The organism is Sinomonas flava (genome assembly GCF_039531875.1).
Taxonomy (GTDB): domain Bacteria; phylum Actinomycetota; class Actinomycetes; order Actinomycetales; family Micrococcaceae; genus Sinomonas; species Sinomonas flava.
Genome location: NZ_BAAAQW010000003.1, coordinates 141,430 through 159,044 on the forward strand (window position 1 = coordinate 141,430; position 17,615 = coordinate 159,044).

Consider the following 17,615-nt stretch of genomic DNA (forward strand, 5'->3'; position numbering starts at 1 on the left):
GAACGGAATCAGTGCGCGGCCCGGCGCCGGGCAGCCAGGGAGGGCCGGCGGGGACGCGGGAGGCTGAGCCTGGCGAGGACCTCGAGCGAGGCCTCGTGCTCGTTGAACGTGTAGAGGTGAAGGCCCGGGGCGCCCGCCTCGAGGGCGGCCTCGGCGAGCGCGACGCTCGCCTCGATGCCGATGCGGCGCGCGGCAGCCTCGTCGCCCGCGGAGCGGAGGCGGTCGACGAGCGACGCGTCGGGGCGCACCCCGGACAGGCTCGCGAGCTTCTCGATCCGCCTGACGCTCGTGAGCGGCATGATGCCGGGGATGACCGGGATCGTCACGCCCGCCCGGCGCGCCCGGTTCAGGAGCGAGGCGTACTGGTCCGTGTGGAAGAAGACCTGCGTGATGGCGAAGTCGGCCCCCGAGCGCTGCTTGGCCAGGAGCACCTCGATGTCGTGGGCCTCGCTCGGCGATTCAGGGTGCTTGGTGGGGTAGGCGGCCACGCCGATCGCGACCTTGCCGGCGGCGAACTGTGCGGAGCGGCGCAGCTCGACACGGCGGATGAGCTCGATGAGGTCCTGGGCGTAGCGCAGCGCGCCGTGAGGCAGCACACCGTCTCGGGGCGTGTCCCCGCGCAGGGCGAGGATGCCGCGGACGCCGCGGTCGAGGAGCTCGTTGACCACCGTGCTCAGCTCGGCCGGGCTGCCGCCGACGCAGGTGAGGTGCGCGAGCGGCCGCAGGGTCGTCTCGAGCTGCAGGCGGTCGACGAGGTCCAGCGCAGTGTCGTGGTTCGAGCCGCTCGCCCCGTACGTGACCGAGACGTAGTCCGGGTCGGTGGCCTCGAGCTCGCGGATGGTCTTCCACAGGGTCTCGGAAGCGGCCGGGCTCCTGGGCGGGAACAGCTCGTAGGAGAGGGCCACAGGGGCCGGTGCGGCGATGGATGTGGGGGCGTCGATCAGGGTCGGTGGAGACATTTGCGTCCTTTGGCGGTCCAGTCCGTCCCTGCACAGCGGCATGCGCGTTGCAGGGCAGAGGTGTCTTCAGGAACGCAGGGTGCACTGCCCGTGGGGCGCCGCCGCGGCTGGCGCCCGGCATGGAGGGCAGTTTCCCTGCGGCAAATGTCAGGCCCACACGGGGGCACCCACATCCCCGGGACCGGGGATCGCTGACACGTTGCAGAGGCAACTTGGGTACGAGCCTAGGAAGCGGAGCCGGTGCGCTTCAAGGAGATTCCGCAATGTGTCAGACCGTGACGGCATGTGACGCCGGCTCACCACGGTCGGTCGACGGGCGCGGCCGGCGGGTTCTGCAGGTAGTCCCGGCGCTGGTCCCCCTCGGAGCGCTCCTGCTGGCCAGCCTCCGAGGAGCGCTCGAGCGCGTCCACCCGACCGTCCTGGGCCTGCTGCTCGGGCGTTCGGGGCGGTTCTGTGCTCGGCTGGGACTGCGGCGGCGTCCCCTGCCCCGGCTGCTGGCTCTGGTTCCCGCTGGCCTGCTCCTCGGCGCGCTTGCGCTCGAGGCGGTCGCGGGCCTCGCCGAGCCGGTCTCCCTGCTGCTGCTGGTTCTGTGGGCTGTCAGGTTCGAAGCAGCCCTCGGGGGCCTGCTTGATGACCGTCGCGGCGTCGGCATAGAGCCGGTCGGCCGACGCCGCGTCCCCGCCGTCGCGCGCGGCGTCCCCGAGCTTCTCCGTGGCCAGGACGAGGTTCACGCGGATCGTGCACTCGTCGTCGCTGCCGGTGCGGCGCAGGGCCTCCTCGAACGCGGAGCGCGCACCGGCGAAGTCCCCAGCGAGGACGAGGGCATCGCCGCGCGCGAAGTGCGACTTGTGGGTCTCGACGACATCGGCCGCGCCCATCCAGTCCGCTGCCCCGGAGACGCCGGCGCCGTCCTTCGCGTCGTAGGCCCAGATCGCCTGCTGCGCGGCGGCGGACATCGTGAGGAGCTTGGCCGCGACCACGAGGGCAAGGAGCACGAAGGGGAACCCCCAGGAGAGCAGGCGCGCGCGTCGGCGGAGCCGGGCGGCGCGGGCCCCGTCGGTCTCCCGGGGCTGTGCTCCCCCGGTTCGGCTCCGTTCGGGAGCCGGGGCCTTCCGTCTCCGGTCCAGGAGTGTCATGGCTTCTCCCTCCGCCGCGGCCTGAGCTCTGCGAGCGCTGCGCCCGATCGGACCACTTCAGCCAGGACGAGGGCGAACCCCGCGAGGGCGAAGGCCCAGTACAGCTCGAAGCGGCCGAACAGGCCGGATTCCTCGCTCGCCTTGAGCGCACCCGGCTGCGCCTCAACGAGCGCGGTGTCCACCGCATCCCCGGGCGCGCGGTGCACGTACGGGACGCCGAGCTGGCCCGCGATGTCGCGCAGCGCGCCCTCGTCGATCCTGCTGAGCGCGTCGGCCCCCGTGGTGGGGTCCTTGATGTAGCCGGTGTTCTCGCTGTCGCGCGGCGAGTTCTCCAGCATCCGCCCGCCGGACTCGGTCCCGTAGCCCAGGACGGCGCCGCCGCTGATGAGGCTGCGGTCGATCCCGAAGGGGGCCGCGGGCTCGGGGCTCGTCTGCTCGCCGTCCCCGAGGTAGAACACGATGCGCGCCCGCTCGGGCGAGTCGTGGGCTGACGCCTCGAGCCGGGCCTTGAGCACGTCCGCTCCGGCGGAGATGCTCGAGCCCTTCGAGTACAGGTAGTAGGCCGGGCGCATGACGTCGGCCGTCGCCTCGAGCGCGGCGGTGTCGGTGGTGAGGGGCATCCGGACCGCACCCTTCGTGTCGAACGTGAGGACGGCGAACTTGGCGCCTGCGAGCCGGTCGGCGATCGCCTCCATGTCCGCCCGCACGCCGTCGAGGCGCGGCCTGCCGCCGTAGTCCTCGGCGGAGGCGCTCGTCGTGAGGTCGACGACGAAGAACACGTTGAGGTCGTTGACGGCGCCCTGCGCCTCGGCCCCGGGGATGCCGGGGCGCCAGGCGGCAGCCACGAGGCACACGGCGAGGAGGCTGCGCAGCACCCACGGGGCCCGCGGGCGGCCGGATCGGACGGCCCGGAACGCCGCCCAGCCCACGAGGCCGAGGATGATCAGGCTCAGGGCCAGGGCCGCCCACCACGGCACCACGGGGAGCACGGTCATGAGCGGACCCTCCAGAGCCCGAGCGCGAGGACGGCGCCGGAGACGAGCGCGACGCCGAGGGGCACGTCGGGGCGGTCCGCGACCAGGCCCTGGGCGGAGCCGCGCGTCGAGGTGGCCTCGCTCGCCTGGATCTGCCCGATGATGGTGCGCGCCGCCGTCGCGCTGCGGAGGGGGAAGTAGGCGCCTCCGGTCGACTCGGCGGAGTCGCGCAGCTCGCGTGCCTCCGTCTCGGCGATCCCGCCGCCGAAGTCCGCGGGATTGAGCGCGAAGACGCGCACGGCCTTCTCCTTCGCGAGGTCGGTGGCCTGCGCGAGGGTGAAGATCGGCTTCCCGGCAAGGTAGTTGTCCGTGGAGAAGATCACCGAACGGGAGCGCTTCTCGGTGGCCAGCTTCGGGAAGTCCTGGACGCACGAGGCCAGGCCGTCGCCGATGAGGGAGGTCCCCCGCCCCTGCCACGTCCCCTCGAAGAAGGCCGGGTCGGAGCTGCGCCGGTCGAAGGCGGCGCGGGCTCGCTGGAGCTGCTCCTCGATGTACGAGTAGTCGTCGGTGAGCGGGAAGACCTGCACGCCGCTGCCGTCGAAGATCGTCATGCCGATCCGTTCCCCGCGGAAGTCCCTGACCATGCCGGCGAACACGTCCACGATGGCCGAGTCGGCGCGGCTCATGGACCCCGAGGTGTCGAGGCACAGGATGATGTCCCGGCTGCGCTCCTCGGGCCGCTGCGAGGATGTCAGCACCGGGCGGGCGGCAGCGAAGAGGAGCGCGCCCGCGAGGACCAGGGCGGCGAGGACGACGGCGGCGAGCCAGAACCGCTGCTTCCTCACCAGGCGCTGGTAGCTGGGCAGGGAGGCGAGCCGGTCGCCGTGGGCGACCGGGACGGCGTCGTGCGTGCCACGACGGCGGCGCAGTGCGACCACGACCGCGCCCAGGATCGCGAGCGCCCCGGGGACCAGGAGCCAGGCGGCCATCAGCTCCATTGGCCCACCACCGTCCGCGCGGCCTCGATCGAGGCCCGGGCGTCGGACTCGCCGTCCCGCGAGAACTCGCCGGGGTAGAAGTGCTCGACGGCGGCCGCGACCGCGGGCGTCGACTGCTCGCGGAGCTCGTCCAGGGTCATGCGGGAGGCCCGGATCCCGGTGACCTCCTGCACGAAGCCGCGCACGATCCGGGACATCTCCTGGGCAGCGGTCCGGGGGCCGATCTCTCCGAGGTCGAGGAGGGCGGCGATCTGGTCGATCTCCCCGAGGTACTTGCGCCGCAGGCCCACGGGCGCGTGGAAGCGGGGGATCGGGACGTCGCGGCCGAGCCGCGGCGCGCGCGTGCTCGAGACCGAGTACCACACCCACGCGAGGGCGGCCGCGACGAGGGCGAGTCCGAGGAAGAGCCAGAACCCGGAGTAGCCCAGCGGCCCGTAGAAGCCCGTATCAGCGCCCACGGCGGTGCTTCTCGAGCAGCCGGAAGATCGCCGGCAGGACCCCGTCGACCGAGTCGACGTGGCCCTCGACGATTCCCAGGCGGGTCAGGAGCGCCTCGCGGCGGTCGTTCCGCTCGTCCACGAGCCGGCGGTAGTCGGCCAGGACGTCCCCGGCGTCGGCCAGCAGGCTCAGAAGCACTCCCCCGTCCGCCACGTCGTAGCTGCGGCGGGGGGCGTCCGGTCCCGCGAGCTCGGCATCACGGACCGTGAGCCAGAGGATCTCGTGCTGCGCGGCGAGCCGCCTGATGAGGGCCTCGTCCTCGTCGTCGATGGCGGCCTCGTCCGCGACGACGACGAGCAGGGTCCGCTGCGCCACGGTCCTGGCGACGTGGGCGAGCTGCGCTGTCAGGTCGCTGCGGCCGCCGTCGGGCGCGACCGCCTCGTCGACCCGGCGCAGGAGGACTTCGAGGTGCGCCTCCCCGCCGCGCGGCGGAAGGCTCGAGGAGGATTCCGCGTTTCCTGAGACGAGCGCGATGAGGTCGCCGTGCCGGTGGGCGAGGTAGCCCAGCACGCCCAGCGCCATGACGGCGACGTCCTTCTTCGCGTCCCCGCCGCGGGAGACGGCGGCCATGTTGCGGCCTGTGTCGGCGACGAGGAGGACGGTCTGCCGCCGCACGGCGGCATAGCGCCTGACGAGCGGCGCCCCGTAGCGCGCCGAGGCCTTCCAATCGATGTCGCGCACCTCGTCCCCGGCGTTGTAGGCGCGCAGGTCGTCGAAGTCGAGGCTCCTGCCGCGGAACACCGACCCGTACTCGCCGTCGAGCATCGTCCGGGCCCTGCGGTGGGCCACGATGAACATGCGCGACTTGACCTTTGCGACGAGGCTCGTGGTCATGGCGTTCCTAAGGGGTCTGGACAGCGGCGACGATCGCGTCCACGACGGTCTCGACGGGGACCTGCTCGGCGACCGCCTCGAAGCCGAGGATGATGCGGTGCCGCAGGACCCGGTGCGCGAGGGACTTGACGTCCTCCGGCACCACGTAGTCCCGGCCCGCGAGCAGCGCCGCGGCGCGCGCGGCGGCGCTGAAGGCGATCGAGGCCCGCGGGCTGGCCCCGAACTCGATGAACCGGGCGAGGCGGGGCTCGATGTAGGTCTCGGCGTGCCGGGTCACGTAGGCGAGGCCGACGATGTAGCGGGTGATGGCCGGGTCCAGGTACACCCGGCGGGCGGCGTCCCGGAGGGCGCGCACGTCCTCGAGCGTGGCAGCGGGCGCCACTGCACGTCCCGGGGCGTAGACGCCGCGGTCCATCCGGTGCAGGACCTCGGCCTCCTGCTCGGGGCTCGGGTAGTCCAGGACGTCCTTGAGCATGAACCGGTCCATCTGGGCCTCGGGCAGGCGGTAGGTGCCCTCGTGCTCGATCGGGTTCTGGGTCGCCAGGACGAGGAAGGGTTCGGGGAGGCGGTGGACCTGGCCGCCGATGCTGGTCTGCCGCTCCTGCATCGCCTCGAGCATGGCGCTCTGGGTCTTGGCGCTCGAGCGGTTGATCTCGTCGAGCAGCACGATGTTCGCGTGGACGGGTCCGAGCTGGGTCGTGAAGCTCGCGTCCCGGGCGTCGTAGACCTGCGTTCCGACGATGTCGCTGGGCAGGAGGTCCGGGGTGCACTGGATCCGGCTGAAGGATGCCTGCACGGACTCGGCGAGGGTGGCTGCAGCGGTGGTCTTGGCGAGGCCGGGGACGGATTCGAGGAGGACATGGCCTCCGGTGAGCAGGCCGACGAGCAGGGTCTCCCGCAGCCGTTCCTGCCCCACCACCTTCGCCTCGAACTGGGCCGTCACGGCGGCGATCACCTCGGCAGAGCGCGCGAGCTCATCCGCGGCGAGCGGCGCGTTCGCCGCGGCGGTGTCGGCAGAAGTCGGCACAGATTCCCCCTCGAGTGCACGATAGGAGGGCCCGTGCGCGGAGCTCGCGGCCCTCGTGCGTTCCATGCTACCCGCCCAGCAGGAGGCGCTCAGCGCGCGGGGCGAGGGCCCGCTCGAGGACGAGGCACGCGGCGCCGACCGCACCGACGTCGTCGCCGAGGCCGGTGCCCATCAGCTCCACCCGGTAGATCCCCCGCGTGGCGAGGAGCTCGTTGACCATGTCGGGCATGACGGAGAGGCAGAAGTCCGCGACCGGTTCCCAGAACGGCCCGCCGAACACCATGCGCTCGACGTCGAGCATGTTGCCCACCACCGCCGCCGCCCATGCGAGGTTCCGTGCGGCGGCACGGAGGATCTCCACGGCCCGCTCGTCCCCGGCGTTGACGAGCTCGCACAGTCGTGCAAAGGCCTTCTGGAAGTCGGGTGCCGTGGGGTCCTGCGGGAGCGGCGGCAGGACCCCCGCGTCGATGGCCTCGCCGACGATGCGGACGGGTTCGAGCACGGTTGCGATGGTCCCGCGCATGCCGCAGCCGTCGAAGCAGGGGGGACCGTCGGGGTCCACGATGATGTGCCCGATCTCGCCGACGTTGCCCGAGCTGCCCCGGTAGATCTCGCCGTTGAGGGCCAGGCCGCAGCCCAGGCCCGTGCCGAGGTAGAAGAACGCGAACGTCTCGGACCCACCGGGGCCGCCGGCCCAGATCTCGGCGACCGCTGCGCTCGTGACGTCCTTGTCCATGGTCGTCTCGATGCCGGTGGCCTCCTGGACCATCTCCTGGAGCGGGACGTCGACCCAGCCGCGCAGGAGCGGCGGTCCGACCACGGCGCCCCGGTCCAGGTCGATGGGCCCGGGGGCGGCGACGCCGATGCCGCCGACGAGAGCGCGCGGCACGCCCGAGGTCGTGATGAGCCGCCCGACGCACTCCGCGATCGCCTCGACGATCTCCTCGGGCTCGTGCGAGCGGGGTGTCAGGAAGGTCTCCTTGGCGACGATGGCACCGACGAGGTCGAGGAGGACGAGCGTGATGATGCTCGGGTCCAGGTGGACCCCGACGGCATACATGCCCTGGGGGTTGAGCCGCAGGATGGTCCGCGGCTTCCCCGGGCCGCTGCCCTCCTTGCCTGCCTCGATGATGAGGCCCTGGTCGAGGAGGCGGCGGGAGATGTTCGAGATCGTCTGCGGCGACAGGCCCACGATCTGGGCGAGTTCCACACGGCTGAGCCCTGACTCCGAGCGGCGGATGGCATCGACGATCACCGTGAGGTTGAAGTCCCCCATCCGCGGCAGGTTCGTCCCCCGGCGGGCAGCGGGCTGACGTGGCTCCGTCACTGGGTCCTCTCTGCAGTTCAGGGCGTGTCTAGAAGTACGTTACCCCGTGCGCCACGCAGGAGGGCACAAGGACTCTGGCGTGCGCTCAGCCGCGCCGCACCGACCTGGTGACCGTGAACTTCCTGTTCCGCCCCACGACCTCGGTAGGTCCGACCTGCGCCTGCAGCGCGCGGCGGTAGTCCAGATGGGTGTTGAAGACGCACCAGAGCTCCCCGCCGGGCCGCAGCAGCGTGGCCGCGGCCGCGATGAGCTTGAGCCCCGCCCCGGCGTGGACGCTGGCACCGAGGTGGAAGGGCGGGTTGAGGAGCACGACGTCGGCGCTCGCCTCGCCCAGCTGCGCCGCGGCGTCGTCGTGCTCGACGGCGACCCTGCCGGCGAGCGCGTTGGCCTCCATCGTGGCGCGCGCGGAACGGACGGCCGCCGCGGACCTGTCGGTGGCCACCACCTCGGCCGACGGGTGCTGGAGCGCGTAGGCCGCCGCGAGCGCCCCGGTGCCGCAGCCGAGGTCGACCGCCCGCCCCGACGGCATGCGGTCCACGAAGCCGAGGAGGAAGCGCGTGCCGATGTCGATGCGTGGCCCCGCGAACGCGGCGCCGTGCGCGCAGACGGTGAGGCCCACGTCGTCGTGCGCCGCGCAGACCGGGAAGGGCGGCCGGTCGGGCACGGTCAGGGGCCCCGACGCGGTGAGGAGCCGGGACTTCTGCACGGCGAGGCCTGCGGAGACCTCGGCGAAATGACTGCGGAGCACGTCGTTCATGGCCAGGCTCATGTGCTTGACCCGCCCGCCGGCGATGAACGTCACGTCCGGCGCCGACCAGCGGGCGACGGCGTCGGCCACCTCGTCGAGCTCGGCGAGGCCGCGGGGAAGCTGGGCAAGCACGAGCCGTGCGCCGGCCAGCAGCGACGGGCCGAGTTCGCAGGGCACGAAGGTCCCGGAGAGCCCGAGCGCCTCGGCATTGCGGGCGAGAGCGGCGCGGCCGGTCACGAGGTCCTGGTGGACGCGCAGGCCGCGCAGGCCCGCGGCGGCGAGCTGGAGGGTCAGCGCGCCGTACGCGTCCCCCACGACGGCGACGTCACCGCCGTCGAGCCCGCGTGGGGCCGCCTCCTCGAGCCCGCGCGCTGCGAGGAGCCTGTCCGTCGCGTCGTAGGCCTGGAGGTTCTCCGCTTCGACGTCGGGGAAGCGCCGGAGCGCTTCGAAGGGGAAGGGCGCCGGGGCGGGGTGGTCGTGCACCCGTCCACCCTATCGGCGGGCGAGCCACCTGAGGGCGGCGGAGGCGGCCCGGTAGCCGCCCATGCCGTGGGTTCCGGCACCGGGCGGGGTCGAGGCGGAGCAGAGGTACACGCCCGGCGCGCCGGTGGCGTAGGGGTCCGGTGTGAGGCGTGGGCGGGCGAGGAGCTGCAGCCCGGTGTTGGCGCCGGCGCCGATGTCGCCGCCCACGTAGTTCGCGTTGTGCGCCTCGAGGGCGGCGGGCCCGCGGACCGCCGTGGCCCGGACCGTGCGGCGGAAGCCCGGTGCGAAGCGCTCGATCTGGCCGACGAGGGCCTCGGTGGCGTCGCCGGCGAACGCGTGGGGCACGTGGGCGTAGGCCCACACGGGGTGGACGCCGTCCCTCGAGCGTCCCGGATCGGCGAGGTACTGCTGCCCGACGAGGACGAAGGGGCGCGCGGGCATGCGGCCGCGGGCCGTCGCGGCCTCCGCCTCGGCGATCTCCTCGATCGTCCCCCCGAGGTGGACTGTTCCGGCCCGGCGGGCGAGCTCCGAGGTCCACGGGATGCCGCCCTCCACGGCGAAGTCCACGCGATAGGCGGCGGGGCCGTGGCGGAAGCGGCGGTAGCTGGCGGCGACCCGCGGCGGAAGGCGGTCTCCCAGGATCCTCGCGGCAGCGGACGGGGTGACGTCGAGCAGGACCACGTCGGCGCCGTCGAGCTCGCGGACATCCTCGACCCGCCGGCCCGTCTCGATGGAGCCTCCGAAGCGGGCGAGCCGGGCGGCCAGGGCCGCCGTGATCGCGCCCGAGCCGCCCTCGGCCACGGGCCACCCCACCGTCTGGGCCGCTGCGGCGAGGACGATCGCGACCGAGCTCGTCAACGGGGAGCCGAGCGGCGCGAAGGCGTGGGCCGCGATCCCGCCGAACAGCGCACGGGCCTCGTCGGTCCGCCAGCGGCGAGCCGACAGGGTCGCCGGGAGGACGGCGTCGAGGCCGAACCGCGCGAGCGCGAACGGGTGCCGGGGAACGGCGACGAGGGGTCCCAGGATGTCCTCGACGAGGGTGCCGAAGCTCCGGGAGGCACGGCCGATCAGCCGGTCCCAGGCGGGACCGTCGAGCCCGAGGCCGGCGGCGGTGCGCGCCTCGTCCCGCCAGAGAGCTGCCGCGCGGCCGCCGTCCAGCGGGTGGACGAGCTGGATGTCGGGCTGCCGCCACCGCAGGCCGTGCTCCTCGAGCCCGAGGCCCGAGAGGTAGGGCGAGGCCGCGGCGAACGGGTGGAACGCGGAGCACTCGTCGACCAGGAGGCCCGGCAGGTCCTCAACCGACGAGCGGCATCCTCCCCCGATGGTGGGCTCGGCCTCGAGCACACGCACGTCCAGCCCGTGCATGGCAAGGTGCACGGCCCCTGCGAGCCCATTGGGCCCGCTCCCGACCACGACAGCGCTGCTCACCCCTCCATCCTCGCACCAGCATCGGCGCCACTGGCGCGGGGCGCGGCCCTGGACCATGATTCCGGCATGGGCAGAACCGAGGCGCGGCGCACGACGGCGCGCGCCCGCCTGCCCTCGTGGGTCCCGGTCGCGCCGTGGGTCACCGACTACCGAATCGCGTGGCTGCGCAGCGACGCCATGGCGGGGGCGGCCCTGTTCGGGCTGCTCATCCCCTCGGGCATGGCGTATGCGCAGGCCGCCGGGCTCCCGCCGGCCACCGGCCTGTACGCGACGATCGTGCCGATGGTCGTGTACGCGGCCATCGGGCCGAGCCGCGTGCTCGTGCTCGCGCCCGATTCGTCCCTGGCTCCGCTCATCGCCGCGGCCGTGCTGCCCCTTGCTGCGGGCAGCGAGGCACGCGCCGTCGCGCTCGCTGGCCTGCTCGCGATCCTCATGGGACTGGTCATGGCCGCGGGAGCCGCACTGCGGCTCGGTGCCGTCACGCACCTGCTCTCGCGGCCCATCCGGCTCGGCTACCTCGGCGGTCTCGCCCTCGTCGTGGTGGCCTCCCAGCTGCCGGTGCTCCTCGGCGTGGAGGCGCAGGGGGACACGCCCTGGCAGAAGCTGGCCGCCACGGTGGGGGTCCTCGGCGAGACGAACCTCGCCGACCTCGCCCTCGGCGGCGGCGCCCTGGCCCTCATCGGCGCCGTGCGGGCCTTCGGGTGGAAGCTCGCGGGCGTGCTCCCCGCCGTCGTGCTCTCGGCGCTGGTCACGTGGGCGGCCGGCCTCGGGGAGCGTGTCCAGGTTGCCGGCGCGCTCCCCCGCGGGCTGCCAGCGCCCGCGCTCGGCGGGATCACCCTCGCTGACGTGGTGCCGCTGCTGCTGCCCGCGGCGGGGATAGCACTCATGGCGTTCGCGGACACAGGCGTGCTCTCGCAGAGTCTGGCCCGGCAGCAGGGCCAGTCCGTGTCCGGGAACCGCGAGATGGCCGCGGTGGGGATCGCGAACGCATCGGCGGGGCTGTTCGGCGGGTTCCCGATCTCCGGCAGCGGGTCCCGGACGCCGGTGGCCGTCGCAGCGGGGGCCAGGAGCCAGCTCGCAGGGGTCTTCGCCTCGCTGCTCGTCGTGGCCTTCATGCTCGCCGCGCCGGCGGCCACCGCGTACCTGCCCACGGCGGCCCTCGCCGCCGTCGTGATCGCCGCGGTCATCGGTCTCGTCGACGGGCCGGCGATCGTCCGGCTCGCGCGGATGAGCCTGACGGAGACGACGCTCATGGCCGCCGCGTTCGTGGGCGTGACGACGCTGGGCGTGCTTCCCGGGATCCTCGTCGCGGTGGGACTGGCCCTGCTCGAGTTCGTGCGGCGGGCCTGGTCGCCGTACCGCGCCGAGCTCGGGGACCTCGAGGACGTGCCGGGCTACCACGACCTCTCGCGCCATCCGGAGGGCGTCCGCGTGCCGGGCCTCGTGATCGCCCGCTTCGATGCGCCGCTGTTCTTCGCCAACGGCGCGGTCTTCACCGGGTTCGTGCGCTCCCTCGTCGAGCGGGCCGACCGCGACATCCGGCATGTCGTCATTGCGGCCGAGCCGATCACGGGAATCGACACCACGGCGCTCGACGAGCTCGTGGACCTCGACGAGTGGCTCGACCGGCACGGGATCGAGCTTGTATTCGCCGAGCTCAAGGGACCGGTCAAGGACCGGCTCCTGAAGTTCGGCACGCGGGCGCGCTTCGGGCCCGGCCACTTCTATCCGACGGTGAGCGCCGCCGTCCGCGCCCTCCGCGCGGACCGCGACGAGCGCGCGGACCGCGACGAGCGCACCGACCGCGAGGAGCGGAACCATCACGATGGGCGCGACGAGGGCGACGGGCGCAGCCAGAGCCGCGCGCGCGACGCCGGCGGCGAGCCGCCGGGGGACGGCTCGCCTTCCCGCAGTGGTCCTCCTAAGGGGTGATGACGGTGAAGACGGCGTCGGTCCTGTTGGCGGTGTTCGCGTCGTTGGCGCGGACGGAGAGGGATGCGAAGGACGAGCCGAGCGCGGCCAGACCCTGGTAGTCGCCCAGGAAGAAACCGCGGGCGACCGGGGCCGTCATCAGGTCGAACGGGCCGTAGACGTGCTTCTCGTTGCCGAAGGCCGTTCCGCCCACGGGCGACGACGTGAACCAGTAGTCGGTGGGAAGCGTGCTCGTGTTGCCGGCCGTGAGGCTGCGGAAGTCGTCATATGTGACGGCCACGGTGCCTCCGGCCACCCTCACGCTCGGGTTGAAGGCCGGGACGCCCCTGGGGGTGTTGACCTGCGCCGGCGTGCTCCACGTGGCTCCGCCGTCCGCTGACGTGGAGATCGCGACCTCGTCGTAGTGGCCTCCGTTGAACCGGGAGTCCTGCCACACGACGTACATCCGTCCCGTCACCGGGTCGATCGCGGGTTCGGGGATGATGTCGCCGGTGCGTACTGGCGCTCCGGTGTTCGGGTCGGTGACTCCGACCGTTTCGAGCGACGCGATGACCTGCGGGGCAGTCCAGGTCTCGCCGCGGTCGGTGGACTTGGAGAAGGCGACATTGAGCCCGTGGAGGCCGTCGATCCCGTTCGCTCCCGTGCCGAGGGTGAGCTCGAAGACGTTGTAGAGGGTGCCGTCAGGGCTGACGACGATCTGGTTGCCGATGGTCTGCTGGTTCTGCTGGGTCGGGACGATGATCTTCGCCTCGCTCCACGTCTTCCCGCCGTCAGTTGTCCTCGAGAACCAGGACGGCCCCGTGAACGCCGCCGCGTGGGCGGACGAGCGCGGATTGTCCGCTGGCGACACGAGCCGGTCCCAGACCGCGTATGCAGTGCCGGCCACGGCGGGGTCCGCCGTCACGGACTCCTTGTCGTTGAAGTACTTCGGGGACCCGTCGTCCTTGAGGACGTTGAGGTTGTCCCATGTCCTGCCGCCGTCGGCCGACGTCGCGGCAAGCACCGCCGTGACCGGCCCGCTGCCCTGGAAGGACAGGCCCACCGAGTAGGCGGTGCCGTCGGGACCGATCGACACCCAGGGGTCGGACGCGCGGTCGTAGCGGCTGGGACCCCCCGCGCACGCGCTGAAGGGCTGCGCGGTCTCGTGCCAGGTCTTGCCGCCGTTCGTCGAGTAGCCCGCCACGAGGCCGCGCGAGCCGCCGTCGGACCAGCGGTCCTGCTGCCACACCCCGACGATGTTCCTCGAGTCGTTCGGATTGACGGCGACCCAGGGCTCGACCTCGGCGTCGGGATAGAGCACGGCACCCGAGGCGGCGCCGGGGGTGCAGCGGGCGAAGGGGGTGGGACCGCTCGCCGTCGTGAGCGGGCTGAGGGTCGCCGCGTAGGCGCCCGGCATGGTGAGGATGAGCGCGCCCGGAAGCATGGTGAGCAGCGCGGCGCGGCGGAGGCCTCTGACAGTCATGGCGTTCTCCTTCGGATGGATCATGTGCTGCGGGTGCGCGGACGGAAGGTGTGGAACTCATCGGCGGCGGGGGTGCGCACAGGCCCGTGCACCGCCGGCTCGCAGTGCGGCGCAGGGCCGAACTCGCAGGTCGCAGTCTTGCCGAGCGTCACGAGCCCCGCCCGGGCGTGGCGGAGGGCGAGCTCCTGGGTGCGCTCCGAGACGGTCTCCCGCGCCCAGCGTGACCCCTCCCTGAAGGGCGTGCCGGATGTGGGGTTCGAGGAGGAGGCGGATGCGCTCGCGGTGCTCAGCCTCGAGCTCCGCCGGGCTCGCCCTGCGGGTCCGGACCAGATCGGCCTGTGAGAGGCCGTCGAGCCAGCGTAGCTCGGGGTCCACGCAGTACAGAGGACCACTCCGCGCGCGCCTGCGCAAGAGGCCGGTGCGCCGATTGCGAGCCGACCTTGCGCCCCCTGCGAGCCGGCCTAAGCCCGCGGGGCGTGCTCCCTGACGAATGCGGCCGTGGGGTCGGCCAGAGAGGCGCCGATCGCGTAGGGGGTCCGTTTCGCGCCCTTGACGGCGAAGGAATGGTCCCCGCCCTCCTGCCAGGCGAGCGTCGCCGTCGGCAGCTTCGAGACCACGCCCTGGAGCAGGTCTGCGGACGCGAGGGTGTCGCGCGTCCCTTGGAGGAACAGCATCGGGAGCCGGAGCGCGTAGAGGTGCTCGTCGCGGAGCCTCTCCGGCTTGCCCGCAGGATGCAGCGGGTAGCCGAGGAACACGAGGCCCGCCGGCTCGATGGCCCCCTCGGCAGCGGCCATGGAGGCCATGCGGCCCCCGAATGACTTGCCCGCGGCCCAGAGCGGCTCCCCTGCCGAACGCCGTCGCGCCTCGTCCATCACGGCCGCCCACACTGCGATCGCCTTCGGCGCCCGGTCGGGCACCTTTTTGCCTGCTTCCATGTAGGCGAAGTTGAAGCGCAGCGTCGCGACGCCCACCTCGTTGAGCGCGTCGCAGTAGCCGAGCATGAAGGGGTGGTCCATGCCCGCCCCGGCGCCGTGGGCCACGAGGACCGTCGCGTGCGCCCCGTCGGGCCGGGACGAGTCGGCGGAGACGTCGCCCGACGGCGTGGGGAGGGTGATCCGGGTGCCGTGCTCGCGCGTCATACGACCATCATGCCTGCCCGGGCCGGGCGGCCGGGACGCCTAGAGTGTGGTCATGGCAGAGACGTCCGGCACAGGCCTCCCCCGCATCTTGGCCGACACGGGCGTGCTGGCCCAGACGCACGACGCCGCGGCGTCGGGTGCCGTCTTCCGGCTCACCATGGATCCTCGCGACCTCGACGCGAACGTGGTCGCCCTCCCGGCGGGCGGGACCATCGAGGGCCACGTCGGGCCGGACCTGGACGTCCTCTTGCACATCGTCTCGGGCGGCGGAGTCCTCTCCACCGACGGCGGCGACCTCCGGCTATCCCCGGGGAAGCTCGTGTGGCTGCCGCGTCGGTCCCGGAGGGCGTTCGCCGCGGGACCGGACGGCCTCAGCTACCTCTCCGTCCACGTGCGCAAGCCGGGCCTGGGCCTCTCGCCTCGCCCCCGGCCCTAGGGCGGCGCGGCAGAGGCGTACCCGCCCAGAGAGCTGTTCGGGCGCGCGGTTCAGGCGCGGGGTGTCAGGCGCTGAGATTGTCGATCATCGCCTCGAGGGCACGCAGGGTCCGCTCGTACTCGCCGTCGTCGAGCCCCTTGACGGTGGCGTCCCGGAGCCCCTCGACCGCCTCCCTGGCCGTGCGCAGCTCGGTCCGGCCGGCGTCCGTGAGCCGGTAGACGCCGGCCTTCTCGGCCACCAGGCCTCCGCTGAGCAGCGGTTCGAGGTACCGCTCGGAGGTCTCCCCCGCAGCGGTGTTCAGGAACGGGGCAACGGCCTCGTCGAGCTGCCCGAGCGTCTCCTCCCCCGCCGCGAGGACGTTGAGGAGCTGCCACTGGCGCCGGCTCAGGCGATGCCGCTCGAGGGCCTCCTCGAAGCGCTCCTCGAGGAGCCTGTCGAGGGTCTTGAGCAGGTAGCCCAGCGGCTTCTGGGGGTCGGTCATGGCTTCCTCCCGGGTCGTCCGCAGGACCACTATGCCGCAGGCGCCGGGCGCTGCCCAGGGCCTTCAGTCCACAGCTGCCCCGGTCTCATGGCGTACTTCCCTGCCCATCGCCTTGACGGTCTGGGCGAGGCTCGAGGCGGCTGCGGCGTCTCCGTCCAGGACGGCGGACGTCAGGTCTTCCACAAGGTCGATGTACTCGAGGAGCTTCACGGCACGTTCCCTCTCGGAGGCGAGCGGATCATCGGATCGTTCTGGCCAAGCCCGGGCAGCGCCAGTCTAGGGAGGCTGGGCGACGTCGAGGTGAACGCCCGCGGAACGCCGAGCGCAGGTGCAAGCGGGAATGCAGAAAGGGCCGCCCTTCCGGACGGCCCTCTCATTGGGTGGAGGTAAGGGGATTCGAACCCCTGACCTTCTGCATGCCATGCAGACGCGCTACCAACTGCGCCATACCCCCGTGGAGCTGAGGGGACTCGAACCCCTGACCCCCTGCATGCCATGCAGGTGCGCTACCAGCTGCGCCACAGCCCCGAGAGTCGCATTCCGAACGGTGTGGAGGAGACCGATGACCACCGCTCCCCGTCCGGAGCAACTCGAATATCTTAGAACGATTCGGCCCCTGCGCACAAATCGATGGGCCGGTGTTTCGACTCCGCTCAACCGCCGTGGGCTCAGCCCTCCTCGACGGTCACGGGCACCGGCAGGGTGCCCGCATTGTGCTCGCCGAGGCGCCACCGCGGCGTCCCGTCGTCGTGCGGGCGCCGCTCCTCGAGGATGGACCACGAGCAGTTCGACAGGCCTGAGAGAGCGCCCCACAGTCCGTGCGGGAGGCCCAGAAGGTGCGCGAGGCCCACGCGGATCGCTCCGCCGTGGCTCACGACGACGAGTGTCCCGTCCGCGGGCACGCCGGCCAGGGCGCGGTCCACCGCCCGGTGCACGCGTGCGGCGACGTCGAGACGGGTCTCGGCACCGCCGGCGGGGAGGTGGACATCGCCCTCTTCCCAGCGGTGCAGGCCCTCGGGATCCATCGCCCGGATGACGTCGAAGGTGTGGCCCTGCCACACGCCGGCATTCGTCTCGCGCAGGCCCGAGTCCACGGCCACCGGCAGCCCCGTGAGCGAGGCGAGTGCGTCCGCCGTCGTGCGTGCCCGTTCGAGGTCCGAGGCGACGATGCCGCTCGGCTCGAGGGACGCGAGGCGTCGCGCTGCCGCAACAGCCTGGCGCTGCCCTTCCTCATTCAGGGGGATGTCAGTCTGGCCCTGGAAGCGGCCGGCAGCGTTCCAGTCGGTGCGGCCGTGGCGCCAGAAGACGATGCGGCGTCCGACGGCGCGGAAGTGGTCAGGCTTCACCGGCTCAGCCCGCGGCGGGCGCGGCCGCTCCCGAGCCGTCCAAGCCGAGGTCCAGGAAGGGGCAGTCCTTCCAGAGCCGCTCGAGCGCGTAGAAGGCGCGGTCCTCGGCGTGCATGACGTGGACCACCACGTCGCCGAAGTCGAGGAGCACCCAGCGTCCCTCGGAGCGGCCCTCGCGGCGCACCGGGCGCCGGTCCAGCTGCTCGATGAGCTCGTCCTCGATGTTGTCCACCACCGCGTTCACCTGACGCTCGGTCTCGGCGGACGCGATGACGAAGATGTCCGTGATGGCGAGCCGTTCGCTCACGTCCACGGCGACGATGTTCTCCGCCAGCTTGTCGGCGGCGGCATGGGCTGCCGTGCGGGCCAGCTCGATGGCCGAGTCTGTTGCGCTCACTCTTCTCCTT

The 17,615-nt window shown here is 72.8% G+C and carries 19 protein-coding genes and 2 tRNA genes; 3 read left to right on the plus strand and 18 right to left on the minus strand.

Annotation, left to right across the window (positions count from 1 at the left end):
• Nucleotides 1-8: 8 nt before the first annotated feature.
• From ABD298_RS03315 to ABD298_RS03360, 10 genes are all read right to left on the minus strand, one after another.
• Complete coding sequence (locus ABD298_RS03315) at nt 9-959, minus strand: methylenetetrahydrofolate reductase (RefSeq protein WP_344298273.1); 951 nt, start codon at nt 957-959, stop codon at nt 9-11.
• Nucleotides 960-1,255: 296 nt separating this feature from the next.
• Entirely contained in the window at nt 1,256-2,095 is an 840-nt protein-coding gene (locus ABD298_RS03320) for a hypothetical protein (RefSeq protein WP_344298274.1), read from the minus strand.
• Nucleotides 2,092-3,090, minus strand: a complete 999-nt coding sequence (locus tag ABD298_RS03325) for a VWA domain-containing protein (protein WP_344298275.1) — start codon at nt 3,088-3,090, stop codon at nt 2,092-2,094. Before ABD298_RS03325 ends, ABD298_RS03320 begins: the two co-directional genes overlap by 4 nt.
• On the minus strand, nt 3,087-4,067 hold the full coding sequence (locus ABD298_RS03330) for a vWA domain-containing protein (protein ID WP_344298276.1): 981 nt from the start codon (nt 4,065-4,067) through the stop codon (nt 3,087-3,089). Before ABD298_RS03330 ends, ABD298_RS03325 begins: the two co-directional genes overlap by 4 nt.
• On the minus strand, nt 4,058-4,525 hold the full coding sequence (locus ABD298_RS03335; protein ID WP_344298277.1) for a hypothetical protein: 468 nt from the start codon (nt 4,523-4,525) through the stop codon (nt 4,058-4,060). The genes ABD298_RS03330 and ABD298_RS03335 overlap by 10 nt, the downstream gene beginning before the upstream one ends.
• A complete protein-coding gene (locus ABD298_RS03340; protein WP_344298278.1) occupies nt 4,515-5,399 on the minus strand; it encodes a DUF58 domain-containing protein in 885 nt (294 codons plus the stop codon). The genes ABD298_RS03335 and ABD298_RS03340 overlap by 11 nt, the downstream gene beginning before the upstream one ends.
• 7 nt (nt 5,400-5,406) lie before the next feature.
• A complete protein-coding gene (locus ABD298_RS03345; protein ID WP_344298279.1) occupies nt 5,407-6,426 on the minus strand; it encodes an AAA family ATPase in 1,020 nt (339 codons plus the stop codon).
• 67 nt (nt 6,427-6,493) lie between these two features.
• Nucleotides 6,494-7,753, minus strand: coding sequence for an ROK family protein (locus ABD298_RS03350; RefSeq protein ID WP_344298280.1), 1,260 nt, complete (start codon nt 7,751-7,753; stop codon nt 6,494-6,496).
• Nucleotides 7,754-7,838: 85 nt separating this feature from the next.
• Nucleotides 7,839-8,984 carry a class I SAM-dependent methyltransferase gene (locus ABD298_RS03355; RefSeq protein WP_344298281.1) on the minus strand — a complete coding sequence of 382 codons (1,146 nt, stop codon included), beginning with the start codon at nt 8,982-8,984 and terminating at the stop codon, nt 7,839-7,841.
• A gap of 9 nt (nt 8,985-8,993) precedes the next feature.
• Nucleotides 8,994-10,412: a phytoene desaturase family protein gene (locus tag ABD298_RS03360; protein WP_344298282.1), complete on the minus strand. Its 1,419-nt coding sequence runs from the start codon at nt 10,410-10,412 to the stop codon at nt 8,994-8,996.
• A 66-nt stretch (nt 10,413-10,478) separates the two neighbouring features.
• On the opposite strand from ABD298_RS03360, the gene ABD298_RS03365 reads away from it, so the two are divergent.
• Nucleotides 10,479-12,344: a SulP family inorganic anion transporter gene (locus tag ABD298_RS03365; RefSeq protein WP_344298283.1), complete on the plus strand. Its 1,866-nt coding sequence runs from the start codon at nt 10,479-10,481 to the stop codon at nt 12,342-12,344.
• On the opposite strand, the gene ABD298_RS03370 is transcribed toward ABD298_RS03365, so the two are convergent.
• Nucleotides 12,334-13,806, minus strand: coding sequence for a sialidase family protein (locus tag ABD298_RS03370; RefSeq protein WP_344298284.1), 1,473 nt, complete (start codon nt 13,804-13,806; stop codon nt 12,334-12,336). The two genes, ABD298_RS03365 and ABD298_RS03370, sit on opposite strands and share 11 nt — an antisense overlap.
• Nucleotides 13,807-13,944: 138 nt before the next feature.
• Between ABD298_RS03370 and ABD298_RS03375 the strand changes: the two genes are divergently transcribed.
• Complete coding sequence (locus tag ABD298_RS03375; protein ID WP_344298285.1) at nt 13,945-14,148, plus strand: hypothetical protein; 204 nt, start codon at nt 13,945-13,947, stop codon at nt 14,146-14,148.
• A 119-nt stretch (nt 14,149-14,267) separates the two neighbouring features.
• Here ABD298_RS03375 and ABD298_RS03380 read toward each other — a convergent pair whose 3' ends face one another.
• Entirely contained in the window at nt 14,268-14,945 is a 678-nt protein-coding gene (locus ABD298_RS03380) for an alpha/beta hydrolase family protein (protein WP_344298286.1), read from the minus strand.
• A 52-nt stretch (nt 14,946-14,997) separates the two neighbouring features.
• Here ABD298_RS03380 and ABD298_RS03385 point away from each other — a divergent pair, with 52 nt between their 5' ends.
• Complete coding sequence (locus ABD298_RS03385; protein WP_344298287.1) at nt 14,998-15,381, plus strand: cupin domain-containing protein; 384 nt, start codon at nt 14,998-15,000, stop codon at nt 15,379-15,381.
• Between the two features lie 64 nt (nt 15,382-15,445).
• Here ABD298_RS03385 and ABD298_RS03390 read toward each other — a convergent pair whose 3' ends face one another.
• The 6 genes from ABD298_RS03390 to rsfS form a co-directional block, all read right to left on the minus strand.
• On the minus strand, nt 15,446-15,862 hold the full coding sequence (locus ABD298_RS03390; protein ID WP_344298288.1) for a MarR family winged helix-turn-helix transcriptional regulator: 417 nt from the start codon (nt 15,860-15,862) through the stop codon (nt 15,446-15,448).
• Between the two features lie 63 nt (nt 15,863-15,925).
• Nucleotides 15,926-16,072, minus strand: a complete 147-nt coding sequence (locus ABD298_RS03395) for a hypothetical protein (RefSeq protein WP_208712684.1) — start codon at nt 16,070-16,072, stop codon at nt 15,926-15,928.
• 171 nt (nt 16,073-16,243) lie between these two features.
• Nucleotides 16,244-16,316 (minus strand) — tRNA-Ala (locus tag ABD298_RS03400).
• Nucleotide 16,317: 1 nt separating this feature from the next.
• Nucleotides 16,318-16,390, minus strand: a tRNA-Ala gene (locus ABD298_RS03405).
• 140 nt (nt 16,391-16,530) lie between these two features.
• Nucleotides 16,531-17,208: a histidine phosphatase family protein gene (locus ABD298_RS03410; RefSeq protein WP_344298289.1), complete on the minus strand. Its 678-nt coding sequence runs from the start codon at nt 17,206-17,208 to the stop codon at nt 16,531-16,533.
• 4 nt (nt 17,209-17,212) lie between these two features.
• The gene (gene rsfS / locus ABD298_RS03415) at nt 17,213-17,605 is read right to left on the minus strand and encodes a ribosome silencing factor (RefSeq protein WP_344298290.1); all 393 of its coding nucleotides are present in this window, start codon (nt 17,603-17,605) and stop codon (nt 17,213-17,215) included.
• Between the last annotated feature and the right edge of the window lie 10 nt (nt 17,606-17,615).